Source organism: Mesorhizobium sp. M7A.F.Ca.MR.176.00.0.0, assembly GCF_004023165.1.
Lineage (GTDB): Bacteria > Pseudomonadota > Alphaproteobacteria > Rhizobiales > Rhizobiaceae > Mesorhizobium.
On the sequence record NZ_RZTC01000039.1, the window covers coordinates 26,695 to 38,609 of the forward strand.

The 11,915-nt window shown below is 59.2% G+C and carries 20 protein-coding genes (1 of these 20 running past the window's edge); 7 read left to right on the forward strand and 13 right to left on the reverse strand.

Features of this window, described 5'->3' with window-relative positions:
• The first annotated feature begins 23 nt into the window (after positions 1-23).
• Positions 24-455, forward strand: coding sequence for an HD domain-containing protein (locus tag EOB59_RS15280; protein WP_128288704.1), 432 nt, complete (start codon positions 24-26; stop codon positions 453-455).
• A 30-nt stretch (positions 456-485) separates the two neighbouring features.
• Here EOB59_RS15280 and EOB59_RS15285 read toward each other — a convergent pair whose 3' ends face one another.
• The 4 genes from EOB59_RS15285 to EOB59_RS15300 all read right to left on the reverse strand — a co-directional run bounded on the left by EOB59_RS15285 (position 486) and on the right by EOB59_RS15300 (position 2,398).
• Positions 486-896, reverse strand: a complete 411-nt coding sequence (locus EOB59_RS15285) for a DUF427 domain-containing protein (protein ID WP_128288705.1) — start codon at positions 894-896, stop codon at positions 486-488.
• A 124-nt stretch (positions 897-1,020) separates the two neighbouring features.
• Complete coding sequence (locus tag EOB59_RS15290; protein WP_128288706.1) at positions 1,021-1,917, reverse strand: alpha/beta hydrolase; 897 nt, start codon at positions 1,915-1,917, stop codon at positions 1,021-1,023.
• Positions 1,914-2,099 carry a hypothetical protein gene (locus EOB59_RS15295; RefSeq protein WP_127398196.1) on the reverse strand — a complete coding sequence of 62 codons (186 nt, stop codon included), beginning with the start codon at positions 2,097-2,099 and terminating at the stop codon, positions 1,914-1,916. The genes EOB59_RS15290 and EOB59_RS15295 overlap by 4 nt, the downstream gene beginning before the upstream one ends.
• Positions 2,100-2,188: 89 nt before the next feature.
• Complete coding sequence (locus EOB59_RS15300) at positions 2,189-2,398, reverse strand: DUF2934 domain-containing protein (RefSeq protein WP_245486638.1); 210 nt, start codon at positions 2,396-2,398, stop codon at positions 2,189-2,191.
• 288 nt (positions 2,399-2,686) lie between these two features.
• Here EOB59_RS15300 and EOB59_RS15305 point away from each other — a divergent pair, with 288 nt between their 5' ends.
• Positions 2,687-2,944, forward strand: coding sequence for a hypothetical protein (locus EOB59_RS15305; RefSeq protein ID WP_127267547.1), 258 nt, complete (start codon positions 2,687-2,689; stop codon positions 2,942-2,944).
• Positions 2,945-2,954: 10 nt separating this feature from the next.
• Here the strand turns inward: EOB59_RS15305 and EOB59_RS15310 are convergent, their stop codons facing one another.
• Together EOB59_RS15310 and EOB59_RS15315 are read right to left on the reverse strand one after the other, a co-directional pair.
• Positions 2,955-3,191: a hypothetical protein gene (locus tag EOB59_RS15310; protein ID WP_127810350.1), complete on the reverse strand. Its 237-nt coding sequence runs from the start codon at positions 3,189-3,191 to the stop codon at positions 2,955-2,957.
• A gap of 211 nt (positions 3,192-3,402) precedes the next feature.
• Entirely contained in the window at positions 3,403-3,732 is a 330-nt protein-coding gene (locus EOB59_RS15315) for a hypothetical protein (RefSeq protein ID WP_245486639.1), read from the reverse strand.
• 195 nt (positions 3,733-3,927) lie between these two features.
• Here EOB59_RS15315 and EOB59_RS15320 point away from each other — a divergent pair, with 195 nt between their 5' ends.
• Entirely contained in the window at positions 3,928-4,638 is a 711-nt protein-coding gene (locus tag EOB59_RS15320; protein ID WP_128288707.1) for a DUF1236 domain-containing protein, read from the forward strand.
• Between the two features lie 126 nt (positions 4,639-4,764).
• Here EOB59_RS15320 and EOB59_RS15325 read toward each other — a convergent pair whose 3' ends face one another.
• The 4 genes from EOB59_RS15325 to EOB59_RS15345 all read right to left on the reverse strand — a co-directional run bounded on the left by EOB59_RS15325 (position 4,765) and on the right by EOB59_RS15345 (position 7,913).
• Positions 4,765-4,929 carry a DUF3309 family protein gene (locus EOB59_RS15325; protein WP_128288708.1) on the reverse strand — a complete coding sequence of 55 codons (165 nt, stop codon included), beginning with the start codon at positions 4,927-4,929 and terminating at the stop codon, positions 4,765-4,767.
• A gap of 145 nt (positions 4,930-5,074) precedes the next feature.
• Complete coding sequence (locus tag EOB59_RS15330; protein WP_128288709.1) at positions 5,075-5,692, reverse strand: NAD(P)H-dependent oxidoreductase; 618 nt, start codon at positions 5,690-5,692, stop codon at positions 5,075-5,077.
• 520 nt (positions 5,693-6,212) lie between these two features.
• Positions 6,213-6,818: an alpha-ketoglutarate-dependent dioxygenase AlkB gene (locus tag EOB59_RS15340; protein ID WP_128288710.1), complete on the reverse strand. Its 606-nt coding sequence runs from the start codon at positions 6,816-6,818 to the stop codon at positions 6,213-6,215.
• 390 nt (positions 6,819-7,208) lie between these two features.
• Complete coding sequence (locus tag EOB59_RS15345; RefSeq protein WP_164895656.1) at positions 7,209-7,913, reverse strand: Crp/Fnr family transcriptional regulator; 705 nt, start codon at positions 7,911-7,913, stop codon at positions 7,209-7,211.
• A 612-nt stretch (positions 7,914-8,525) separates the two neighbouring features.
• On the opposite strand from EOB59_RS15345, the gene EOB59_RS15355 reads away from it, so the two are divergent.
• From EOB59_RS15355 to EOB59_RS15370, 4 genes are all read left to right on the forward strand, one after another.
• Positions 8,526-8,825, forward strand: a complete 300-nt coding sequence (locus EOB59_RS15355) for a PRC-barrel domain-containing protein (RefSeq protein ID WP_013531539.1) — start codon at positions 8,526-8,528, stop codon at positions 8,823-8,825.
• 353 nt (positions 8,826-9,178) lie between these two features.
• Positions 9,179-9,340, forward strand: a complete 162-nt coding sequence (locus tag EOB59_RS36330) for a hypothetical protein (RefSeq protein ID WP_245486640.1) — start codon at positions 9,179-9,181, stop codon at positions 9,338-9,340.
• An 80-nt stretch (positions 9,341-9,420) separates the two neighbouring features.
• Entirely contained in the window at positions 9,421-9,609 is a 189-nt protein-coding gene (locus EOB59_RS15365) for a KTSC domain-containing protein (RefSeq protein ID WP_128288713.1), read from the forward strand.
• A 152-nt stretch (positions 9,610-9,761) separates the two neighbouring features.
• The gene (locus EOB59_RS15370; protein ID WP_081738679.1) at positions 9,762-9,926 is read left to right on the forward strand and encodes a hypothetical protein; all 165 of its coding nucleotides are present in this window, start codon (positions 9,762-9,764) and stop codon (positions 9,924-9,926) included.
• 63 nt (positions 9,927-9,989) lie between these two features.
• On the opposite strand, the gene EOB59_RS15375 is transcribed toward EOB59_RS15370, so the two are convergent.
• From EOB59_RS15375 to EOB59_RS15385, 3 genes are all read right to left on the reverse strand, one after another.
• Positions 9,990-10,202, reverse strand: coding sequence for a hypothetical protein (locus EOB59_RS15375; RefSeq protein ID WP_164873843.1), 213 nt, complete (start codon positions 10,200-10,202; stop codon positions 9,990-9,992).
• 88 nt (positions 10,203-10,290) lie between these two features.
• Complete coding sequence (locus tag EOB59_RS15380) at positions 10,291-10,530, reverse strand: hypothetical protein (protein WP_128288714.1); 240 nt, start codon at positions 10,528-10,530, stop codon at positions 10,291-10,293.
• 209 nt (positions 10,531-10,739) lie between these two features.
• A protein-coding gene (locus tag EOB59_RS15385) for an acetate/propionate family kinase (RefSeq protein ID WP_128288715.1) crosses the window boundary here: on the reverse strand, positions 10,740-11,915 show its 3' portion. The gene runs 15 nt beyond the window's last position; only the last 1,176 of its 1,191 coding nucleotides appear in the window; its start codon lies off the right edge, out of view — the gene reads right to left on this strand; it ends in the stop codon at positions 10,740-10,742.

Sequence of the window (11,915 nt, forward strand, 5' to 3'; positions counted from 1 at the left end):
ACCATGTCTGAAGGGCAAGCCAGATGAGCATCTTTTACCGGGCGGCCAAGATTGCCGAAGAGGTACACGCAGCACAGCGCGACAAGACCGGGCGACCGTATATCGAGCACTGCCGCCGGGTCGTCGACGCGGTCGAAACCAGGGACGAGAAGGTCGTCGCCTATCTCCATGACGTCGTGGAAAAGGGCGAAGGCTGGAACCGGACCAGGTTGGACGAGGCCGGTTTTGGCCCGACGATCGCTTCGGCCGTCGACGCCATGTCGCGCAGGGATGGCGAGGACTACTTCGCGTTCGTGCGACGAGCGGCATCGAATCCATTGGCGCTGCCGGTGAAGCGCGCGGATCTGGCGGACAATATCTGGCAGGCCCGACAGGTTGGGGCATCGACTGTAAAATATGAGGAGGCACTACGCATCCTTGATGACGAGTTTCCGCGCCGTCAGCACCAGCCTTGAATTCAGATCGCCCCGCTGCGAACGGGCAATCTACTCCGGGACGTGGGGCGTGTGCCGTCTGTCCTCCGCGGGCTCAGCATCGATGCGCGCCTTTTCCGGATCGAATGCACCATGACGTGCAATGGGCCGCGCCGCGGTTTCAGGCGTCTCGTATGCCCACATGAAATCGTCAGCCGAGCTGCCCACCGCATGGACGCGCCAGTAGCTCGCGGTGCCTTTCGAAGGGGAGCGGCTGGTGGTGTTCGTCTTTTCGAAAAGGTCGAAATAGATGTCTTCGAAAGGGATGTAGAACACGGGCTCATGTCCTTCTTCCTGCAGCACTTTCGCCCGTTCCGTAGCAGCGACTATGGCGTCGGAAAATCGTACCGTCACCGTGCCGACAAACGGTTCTATGGCCAGCCGGCCAGTATGGTGTGCTGACATTGCGTCTGAAGCTTGCATTCAAATTCTCCCTGGCTGCCGATTGATTGCGAGACCGCATTTCGGTTCGTCTTGCATGGAGACGAAATGCGCGGCGATGCGTCAGGTTCCCGCCTCTACTATGAGGTCGGATGACGACCCCACTTCAGCGTTTGCCATGGCTGTCGAGAAACGCAGCCAACAATCGCGAAACCTGATCAGAAGCCTCACGCGTCGGGAAGTGTCCGATGCCATCCAGCACCACCCGCCTGTAGAACGCGGTGAAATGCTCTTCGAGCCCCTCTGAGGACTGGGCAAACACAACGCGGTCCGCGCCACCATGAAGCGTCAGGATCGGCACCGTGATGATCTTGACCGCTGCTTGCCGGCGGGCGAGTTCGGCATAGCGGGGATCGGGCTCGGCCTCTTCCCATCGGACCCGATAGGAATGCAACGTCACATCCGCCCAGTCAGGATTTTCGAACGAACTCGCGACACCATCGAAAATAGCGTCGTCGAACCAGCCTGATGGACCCCAGCTGTCCCACTGGTATCTGGCGAATTCCTTGCCGTTGTTTCGTACGAACTCGGCGCCCCGTGCCGTTGCCATGAACCATTGATACCAAAATGCTTTCGCTTGTCCGGGCGCCGGCGTTGCTGGTTTGCCTGGTTGCCAGCCGAGCGACAGCGCAGCACAGCACTTGATGCGGTCCGGGAAAACCGACGCGAGCAGATAGGATATCCGGGCACCCCAATCGTGTCCGACGACCGCAAAGCGGCTGAGGCCAAGCGCATCGGCAAAATCCAGCACATCCTGCGCCATCGCGGCAATCTCGCCCGAGCGCATGATTTCATTTGACAGGAACGATGTCGGCCCGAAGCCTCGCAACCAAGGCGAAAACGTCCGGAAGCCAGCTTCATGAAGGACCGGTGAAATCCGAGCGTATGTCGTCGCGTCGTCGGGCCAGCCATGCAGCAGGATAACCGGGGCGCCGTCCTGCGGTCCACCATCGAGATAGGCGACGCGCAGCAGAGGTGTGTCGCAATGTGAGACGGAGTTCATTGGCTCTGAGGCGCAATAGCTGGCTTATCATCACCAGTCGCGGACTCTGGCCTGGCGGCCTGGTCAACTTGTGGGTTCTTGTTGATGGGGCCGGTGTTGGCTTTCATCGGCTCGATATTGTTGTCGCAGGCGCCGAGCGTAAGGCCAGCGGCCAGGACCAGGAGTGAAAAGAACCTCTTCATCGAAACCTCCTCTGGTTGCTGTCCGGCAAACGAGGTTCCACCAATTTGGTTGCCTGATCGTCCTCTCAAGACGCCACGGCATCTGACGATCAACGCTTCAAGCTATTGGAATCGGCTGCAACTGTCGGATCAGGCAAAACCGGGCCACGTTCAGTCTCCGAACCCTCAGCCTCGATCTCCTGCACGGCCTGGTCCCAGTGCTCCTGCTCGCGGCCAGCCGGCCGGCCCTCTTGTTCCCAGATTTCATGGGCTCGCCGTTTGATCTTTTCTTCCCTGCTGTCCATGACCAGATCCTCCAATTCGTCAGTCTCAATTCCGGGCCATATTTTTTGTTCCTCCTCTGTCGGGAACAGCCGCTGCCGGAGCCGCGATTTCGGGGAAGGCGCTTGTGGATTGCGTGGGACGAAACCGCTTGGTAATTTTCGTACTGATATTTTTTCGTGACACACCGATGCCCGCAGCTTTATGAATCTGGCTATCGGCCAGCGCCGAGCACGTCCCTCTCCGATCCCACTGCCCGGCGCTCAATGCCTGATCGCCCGCCGCACCGATATGGCGGGCTGTTGCTTCGATTGGAGGTGACGCCCATGCGGGAATTGCCGAAAGACATCGACGCCGATGTGGTCATCGAAATCAGCAAGCTGCTGGACGACAGCCCGCTTTTCGTCCCGGTGCGGGTCCATGAACTTGCGGCCAGGGTGAGGCAGAGGGTGAAGACCGGCCTGCCGGATCTTTCGATCGAGGAACTGATCGTGGAGATGGCCTCCGTACGTCAGCTGGCCATGGCCTTCGATCTGCCTGGATCGGAGAATGTCGTGCAAATCCCGGTGCGGTATAGCCGCTAGCACCGCGGCATCACACGCTCCATCCGGAGGTCAGGACAAGCGATGCCTCAAACATCTGCGCACCGATCTCATCGCGTACTTTGACGGTTACCTTGACGAAATCGCAGTCGGGCATTTCGTCTTGGGCAACATCCTGGAAAATACGAATTGCTTCCGCTCTGGCTTGTTCCCGGGATTCGAACAGCTGCCCGTTATCATCGGGTATCGCGCCGTCACCGTTTTGAAGATCGAAATAGTACCGCTTCATTTTCGGGCCACGCTGGAAACATCTGGCGGGTCAATGTTTTCGCTTTATTGGTGGTTCCTGCCCGCTCGGCGGCCGTGCTGGTGAAGACGTGGTCGTTCAACGCACCGGAGCGCGAAGCGCCGATAGGAAAAGCACAAGCAACGCCAAGGCGTTGAGGCCGGCGGCGATGGCATGCGAATACTCCCATTGGCGCCGCAGCAGCTCCCAGTTTTCAGGCAGGACAGTCCAGTTCTGGGTCGCCTGATTGATTGGATAGGTCAGCGTCCAATTGTGTGGCGCCGATGCTGAGAAAGGCGACAACAACCAAGCCGAAAGATGCACTCGCTCGGTAGAGCAGGATCGCCAGGGCGGCCGTAGAGAGCAATGCTCCCAGCACTACGATGGCGAACAGGCTCCATCCATCATAGGCGCGTTGCGCAGCCAGATAGTTCGGCCCGTCGAGCTTCATTTTGTTGAACATCGTGAAGAAATGCGCGGCGGCCGGAACGAAAGCCAATACAACGAAAATGAAGCTGACCACTCTCAGACTATAAATTGCCATATCCGGTCTCCTCTCAGGAGAGAGCTAGGGCAATCGGCAGAGTTGAAAAGGTCGTTTTAGCGGCGGCTTTCGCCCGCGATCGTATGATCTCAAGCGAGGTCGTTTTTTAGCCCTCACTCAACTATCTCGGAACATTTTTTTTGGGTGCTGGTTCTACGCACTGAAGGGACGAACCTTACCCAGGGAGATTTCCCCATGAAACATGTTCTCATTACCAGCATGCTGGCGATCGGGCTCGGCTGTGGAACGGCGATGGCTCAGACACAACAGCCCGAAAGCCAGTCTGGCGCAGACGCCAATTGCGCTTCCGGGCAAGCTGGCTGCCAGAATGGTTCCAAGATGGGCGAGCAGGCTCAGGACAAGACCAAGCTGAAGACCGACGAGCAGGCTCAGGGCAAGGCCGGCACAACCAATCAGCAGGCCCAGGACAAGACCAAGCTGAAGACCGACGAGCAGGCTCAGGGCAAGGCCGGCACCACCACCGACCAGCAGGCTCAGGACAAGGCCAAGATGCAAACCGACGAGCAGGCTCAAGGCAAGGCCGGCACCACCACCGACCAGCAGGCTCAGGACAAGGCCAAGACGCAAACCGACGAGCAGGCCCAGGGCAAGGCCTCGACGCAGGATACGACGTCGACCGGTTCCATCAACAACGTGACGGTGGAGCAGAAAACCGAAGTCACCCAGATCATCCGGGAGACGAAGGTCGAGCCTGTGTCCAACGTCGATTTTGACATCACCGTCGGCGTCGAAGTTCCGCGGCAAAAGGTCAGGCTGCATCGTTTGCCGGCTCGTATCGTCAAGATCGTTCCCGCTTACGAAAGCTACGAGTATTTCGTGCTTGCGGACGGCCGGATCGTGATCGTTGATCCGGATACGTTCAAGATCGTCCTGATTTTGACCTGATATGTCCGAGCAGTGGTCCGCCCTCCAGAGGGCGGACCGCCAATGCTGGGCTGCTATGGATTCAAAGCAACCCGCAAAAGGGACTGCAAGCGGCAGGTGATACACCCTGCCACCGCATCGCGAGGGCTAGAGACGCCCGAGCACGACCAGGATAATGACTATAAGCAGCAGAAGACCGAGGCCGCCCCCGCCGTAATAGCCGGTGCCGTAGAATGGCCCGCCGCCAAGCCCACTAAAACCGCCAAGCAATGCAATAATCAGAATGATGATAAGAATTGTGCCGAAACCCATGACTTGCTCTCCTGTTTGCGGCTTCGCGCCTTAGACGGAGCGGCGGTCGCCGGCTGATGTGATTATGAACTCGCTACAAGCCTTCCTGTTCCCGACTGAGACCGCATCGACGCTGCCAGGTTGAAGGATGTCAGGCGAACAAAGGTCACCCCGAGATGCCCAAGTAGCCCCGGTCTTTCAGCAATCCAGCGAGATGGGCGGCGTTTGATGCTGCCATTTCGATCGCACCCGAGACTTTTTCCGGAGTCGCCGGCAGATCGACATAGTTAACCTCCTGCATGGCCTCGCCGACCCAGTAGACCCCGCCATTGGCCGGGATGGTGAAGCCAACATCGTTCAGTGCCTGAAAGCATTCCGCGTGGCAGTGATGCGCACCGTCCTCATTGCCGACGATGGCCACCAAGGCCACCTTTCCTGCTGCCGGCATGCGCCCTTTGTCATCGGTCTCCTCGAGAAACGCATCCATCCGCTCCAGGACGCGCTTGGCCACACTCGAGGGCTGGCCAAGCCAGATCGGGAGCCCGAGTACGAAAATGTCGGCCGCCAGTATTTTCTTTCTGAGTTTCGGCCAATCGTCGCCCTCGCCCATGTCGGAGAGCACGCCGGGTTTGATATCGTGACTGAGCGCACGCACGATCTCGCCCTTCACCTCGTATTGCATCAGCGCCGCCAGGACATCGGCGAGCAACCGATCGGTGGAGGATTTTTCTCTGTCGTTCGAAGCTTTGAGCGAGCAATTAAGTGCGAAGGCCGTGAGCGGCATCTGGATCTCCCTGCATTGTCCTAATTGCGATCGCCCCGACTTCCTCGCGACAGCCCATTCGCCCGTTGCGGGACCGCCCGGCATTTAACGCCAGGGTTGAAAGCTTGTTCCGCCAGGCTGACCAACAGGCCGGTGGCGAGATTGCCCCTCCTCCCACGTGGCGACGGTCCAGCCGGCACACAGCGGCTGGCTCTTGAGCACTGACCACCGCTGGAGAACTGCAACCAGTGGGGCAACTTAGTCGATCGCTCGTCGTTTTCTCCTGAATTCCTGAGAATGGATCAACGATGCTCGTCCCTCGAAGCAGGCGATATGCAGCTGGCGGTATCCACGGCCGGCGATCCGGGCCGGCCGGCCTTGATCCTTCTGCACGCTGGCCCCATTCCCGGAAAATCTATGATGGTGTGATCGATGAACTCGGCGGGCGATACTTTACGCTGGCTTTCGATCTTCCGGAGATCGGTGGATCGCGTGGCACGCCGCCGTCGGCGGAAAAGAAGGTTCTTATGCTCCTGCGGAGTTAGCGCAATGTCCGCAAGGTGATCGAGTATCGATGCAGGTCAACTGGCGGAATGCTGTGCTCCCATTCCGTGCGCGATCGTCCAGTCATGAGATACGCCGACCTTGGTTCGACGACGATGGTCCGGCGATCCCACTTGGCGCCATTCTTCCGCCGGAGCCGGAAGCTGCAAGGCGCCAGCAACGAAACACCCGCAACGTCTTCGAAATGAGGCTTGTCTCGATGCCAGCCGATGCCGGCGCCGGGCCGGTATTCATTGATCAACACTTGCGCGAAGGCCTCGGCGGGCCTGCATGCCAACGCCGAGATCCTATCGCGCAAGGGCAACAGGAAGTCAGGGATCGGCGGCGCCTCGACGACCTGACGCCTGTCGTAGTCGTAGCGCAGGCCAAAACCGACGACGCGCCGGTTTGCCAGATGGCCATGGAAATCGAACGCCTCGAAAGGCAGGCCTTCGAGATGCCGGGCCAGTTCGGTTTCTTCTTGCGCGGTGATCAGTTCGGGCTGGTAGAGGAAACCTTCCGGCAGCTCGTCGGCGGCACCAAAGAGATCGTGCTGGAGCCCGGATGAGCCGGAGCGGAGTGTTTTCGATTTGGGTGTCGCCATCCCAGCTAGATGGTGAAGGCCAGCCCGCCTGGCAATATCGGAACCGAGCCAGCAAATCTGCACTCCGCCCTGCGGATATCACCGCACTGACCGGACAAAGCCTGTCAATCCGGAGTCTATCGGGGTGACTGTATTCAATCCAGGATTCCGCGGGCATGCCTTGAATGCGTTCGAGGGACGCTGCGTCCATGTACGTACGATTCTTACCGAACCATCAGCTTCCGTTGCCAGTTGCTTGTCAGCAACTAGATTGGCAACGCGGCATCCCCAAAAAATGCCGCGGTGGCCGACGCGGGTTTAGGCAACGGTGTCTCACCGGCACCATCGCGTCGGCCACTTGAAATGGTCCTTGGCGGCTCAGTGGCGGAGAAGCTTCTGTTGGCCCAGCGCTCAAGCGCGAGGCCGTTCCTGCCTCGAGGGGTGCTTCGAGCCCAAATCTCCGATTAGCCGGCGATACTGGGTTTCAGGCGGACCGTAAGAGCCCCGCGCCAACTTCACGAGACCGTCTCGATCGCGGATCGTGATTTCTCCGCGGCGCGCTCGGATATAGCCATAACTCTCGATCATCTGAAGGCCGACGGTAACCCCCGGACGCCTGACACCAAGCATGATGGAAAGAAATTCATGAGTTATCATAAGCCTGTCGCCGACAGTGCGATCGCTGCACATCAAAAGCCATCTTGCCAGCCGGACTTCCAGGCTCTGCCGTGCGTTGATCGATGCCGTGTAGCTTGTCTGAACATGGAAATATTGGACATAGCGCAACAGGAACGGCCGCAATGTAGGACTGTCCTCCAGGGCTTCGACGAATGGGGCAGTCTCTATCCGGAGCGCCTCGCATGTCGACTGGACGTAGCAATCAAAGTTCGCCTGGTCGTCCCCCATGACCAGGGCCGACCCGGTCATTCCTTCGAACCCGATGATTCCGACTTCCGCTTCGGTTGCCTCCGAAGTCCTGGCCACCACCGAGGCCAGTCCGCTTTCCAGAAAATAGACGGCCTCGATCTTCTGCCCCGCAGTCTCCATCGGCGCACGCAACTCCAGGAAAACGCTCGCCAGATGTGGCCTCAGCCGCGCGAAATCGTCCGCGCTCATGCGGCGAAGCAATTCGCTCTTGGCTTGCAGTATCTGGTAATCCACGAGACTCTTTTCCCTTGGGCAAGAGCACTGGGATCTCTTAGCCGGCCGCCCGTCTAACGAGCGGACGGTAACGAACCATAGACTTCGTCTCGCGCAGCACTAGACGAGCCGGCGTGTTGGTATGAAACCGACAGTTACTGCTGAAGACTCGAAGGCCTTGTTGGCTGACCATCTTTCGCCAGCAAACGAGCCTCCCGCAGGATAGAGGCGCGATCGAACCCGAGGAGCGATATGATATCACGTATCTGTTGTTCAGCGGCGCCTGTATCCCGCGCCAGCGCGGTTATCGCGACTACTGGCAGACCGGGGTGCTCGGGCTCCTTCGCCATGCAACGCCATGCCTCGTGATGGGCAAGAGCGATGGTCACTCCCAAGCGTCAGCGCCCAAACTGTGCTGCTGACGATTGCCCTTTGTACGCTTCCGTACAGAGCTTTGCGAGTCAATTCGGTCAAGGCTGATTTGAGGGTTCTTGCGCCCTTGCGTCGTCCGTCCGTCGCCCCGAAATTCTTCGGAACGTTTGCCCGGCTGAGAGGTTCAAATATTCCACCCAACAGGAGTCTCGAACGATGGATCACACCAACCACGTACGCCTCACAAGCACCGAACTGACGCCAGACATTCTCGAAGACGCCACGATTTACGACGCGGACGACAACAAGGTCGGCAGCGTTTCGCACGTCCACGGCTCTGGAGCCGCCAGTCAGGTCGTCATCGATGTCGGCGGCTTTCTCGGCATAGGTGCCAAGCCGGTGGCCGTTCCCGCGAGCCAGTTGGAATTCATGCGCGATGAAGACGGCGACGTTCACGCGGTGACGAACTGGACCAAGGATCAGCTCAAGAGCATGCCCGAGCATCACGATGCATGATTTCGAGGACTTCACCTTGAACGGGAGCGGCCGCTTGGCCGCTCTCTGAACGTCCCTTGGGCGCGACAGGATGGACAGACGATGCGGCGCGAGACCGGAGCCTGCTTCTGCGGAGGGATCGCCGCAGCCATGGACGGAGAGCCTTTCTGGATATGCTACGATCACGACGACGATTGCCGCCGGGCCATCGGAAGTCCGATGACAATCTGGGTCGGTTACCGGCCTGAGCAATTTCAGCTTCTTAGAGGGCACCGAAGGCCTTTTCCAAAACGCCAGGCGTCACCCGCACGTTCTGCCCGGACTGTGGAAGCTCGATAGGCTATAGCGACGAAGGTCTGCCGGACGAGTTCTACGTGACGGTCGGCTTCTTTGACAAACCTGAAGGTTTTCAGCCGCAAGCCCATGCCTATTGGGATCTGAGGCTACCGTACATCGAGTTTGATGACAGCCTGCCACGCATCGACCGATATTCGAGGAAGCGCGACCCGAAGTTGGGCAACCCGCGCGACCGGTAGTCGCCGTGCAAGGCGCGAAGGCATCGGCGGAACCTGACGATCGCTAACGGGTTATTCGGGCAGACCCGTCGGGTGCCACCATGCCATCGACCGTGATCCGAAACGCACAATACGACCCCGCCACCAGGATCCTCTCGGTCTGGTTTGTTCCGAGCGACTATGAGGATGTTGCGCCGGCAACTTATGCCGCTTTCACCAAAGCTTCCTCAAAAGGCCGCTTCTTCAATGAATTCATCCGAGATCGCCATCGGTACCGCCGCGTGGCGTGACAAGTTCGGACATGAGCAGACGATGCACGGAACCTGACCCGCATCGTCTCGTTGACGTCTCGTCGAAGCAAACCAGGCAATGACAATTCATCTGGATATGCTCGGGACCGGCAAAGATCGATCGGAACAGGCTTCAAGGGAGTTCAAGAGCCATGACGGCCAAGAAGCAGAAGACCGAAAGCAAGGACAAGAAGGCGCTGCGCTTGGCAGAGACCACCGACGTCTCACCCAAGCAGGCCAAGGAGCTTATGCAAAAGCATGGCAAGGACAGCCCCAAGGTCGAGAAAGAAGCCAGAAACTTCAAGGCGGAAGGATAGGATCCGCATTGAGGCCCGGCTTGCATGACCCGTGCAGGGGATCGGCCGCCAGGCAATTCGGGATTAAGGGGGTTCGCCGGCCTTTTCGGCCGCGAGCGCAAAGGGGAAGTGCAGCACCAGGTTGCGGTTCTCGTCAAAAATCTCGAAGGCCAATCCGGTACGCAGCGGCTTGCCATGCAGCAGCTCTTCGGCGAGGATTTCCTTCGCCGACGCCATCGCGTTTTCCTCGGCGCTCGCGAGATCAGAAAATTCCTGGCCCTCGGGATCCTCCTGCAAGCTTCCGCTCTCATCTCGAAGGTCGAAAAAGTACCTGGACATGCCGACTGAACTCCTCATTGCGATGATGGAATCGGAAGCGCCAGCCTCAGATTTCAGTGCCTGATGTACCTAGATTGTCGAAGAGCACAGCCAGGCCATGCTCGATGGCGCAGGCCGCAATCAGATCATCGAAGGCCTTTCCCGAAAGCGGGCAACGTGGCATCACCTCCCGAATTGCGGTTCCGGCCTTGGCGGTAGAGATCACATCGTGGCGTTTCTTGCGTGTCTCGACATATTGCTGGACCAGGATTTTCAGGCGCCTCACCGCAACATCGTCCGTAAACATGGATTCCTCAGCCAATGCCTGAAGTAAGGCTGTCGGCCTGATCATCGTGCCGACGGTCTCGGGGTTAGCCGAGATTGCTCGCACAATATTTCCGTGGGCAGATGGTTCCCCCGACCGCTTGCTTGGTAATTTTCGTACAGGGAATGCCCTTGCCCCGCGCTTTTACCGAGCCGAACAGACGCCGGGTTTCCGATGCCAATGGCGAGCCTTCAGGCTTGCATCACCTTCCGGCTGTGACGTGCAACGACACTTTCCTCATCGGTCGCAATCACGCGCACCTCCACCTTGCTCTCGGGGCGACTGATGATTTCGGCGTGGATGTCGTTGGCGCGTTCTTCAAGCACCACGCCAAGCCAGGTCAGTTTTTCGCATATGGCCTTGCGGATGGACGCGGACCGTTCGCCGATGCCGGCGGTGAACACGAGGCATTCAAGACCACCCATCGTGTTTGCAAGCGCTGCTGCTTCCCTCGCCGCGCGGAAGGCAAAAAGCGCCATTGCCTCTTGGGCGCGAGGATCGTTGCTCCCTTCCAGCGTCCTCATGTCGCCCGAAATACCGGATACGCCGAGCAGTCCCGACTTCTCGTAAAGCATCGTCTGCAGCTCCTCAGCCGCGATGCCTCTTTCCAGTAGGAAGTGCAACAGCACGCCGGGATCGATGGCGCCGCACCGCGTGCCCATGACGAGGCCATCCAAGGCCGAAAACCCCATCGTCGTATCGATGCTCTTGCCCTCGCGCAAAGCGCAAAGGCTGGCACCATTGCCGAGATGAGCGACGATGGTGCGTTTCGCCGCAAGAGTTGGCGATATCCCGCTGAGCCGCCCGGCGATGTATTCATAGGAGAGACCGTGAAACCCGTAGCGGCGCAAGCCTTGCCCTTCATATTGGCGCGGAAGGGCGAAGCGCCGCACGAGCGGATCGATCGTCTGGTGGAAAGCGGTGTCGAAACATCCGACCTGTGGCAGGTCCGGTTGCAAGGCGGCTATCGCGCGGACCGGCGCGAGACTGCGAGGCTGATGCAGCGGAGCGAGCGGCGTCAGTCTGTCGATGGCGTCGATGATGTCTGGGGTCAGACGGACAGGTTCGATGAACTCGCTTCCTCCATGCACGATGCGATGGCCGGCGCAGAGCAGGTTCCTTTCGCCAATTTCGCCCTGCACCCAATTCAGCATCTCGCCTATGGCTGCGTCACGCGGCCCGTCGGTGGCGAGCTGCCGATCGCACTGCACCGTTCCGTCGGCCGCTTTTGCGCGGAGTGTGGGTGTGTCGCCCAGGTCCAACGTGCCGCGCGAAACGAGCTGCATATCCTGTGACGAGACAAGATCGTAAAGCGCGAACTTGATGCTGGACGAACCGGCATTCAGCGCCAGGATCGACCGACGCGT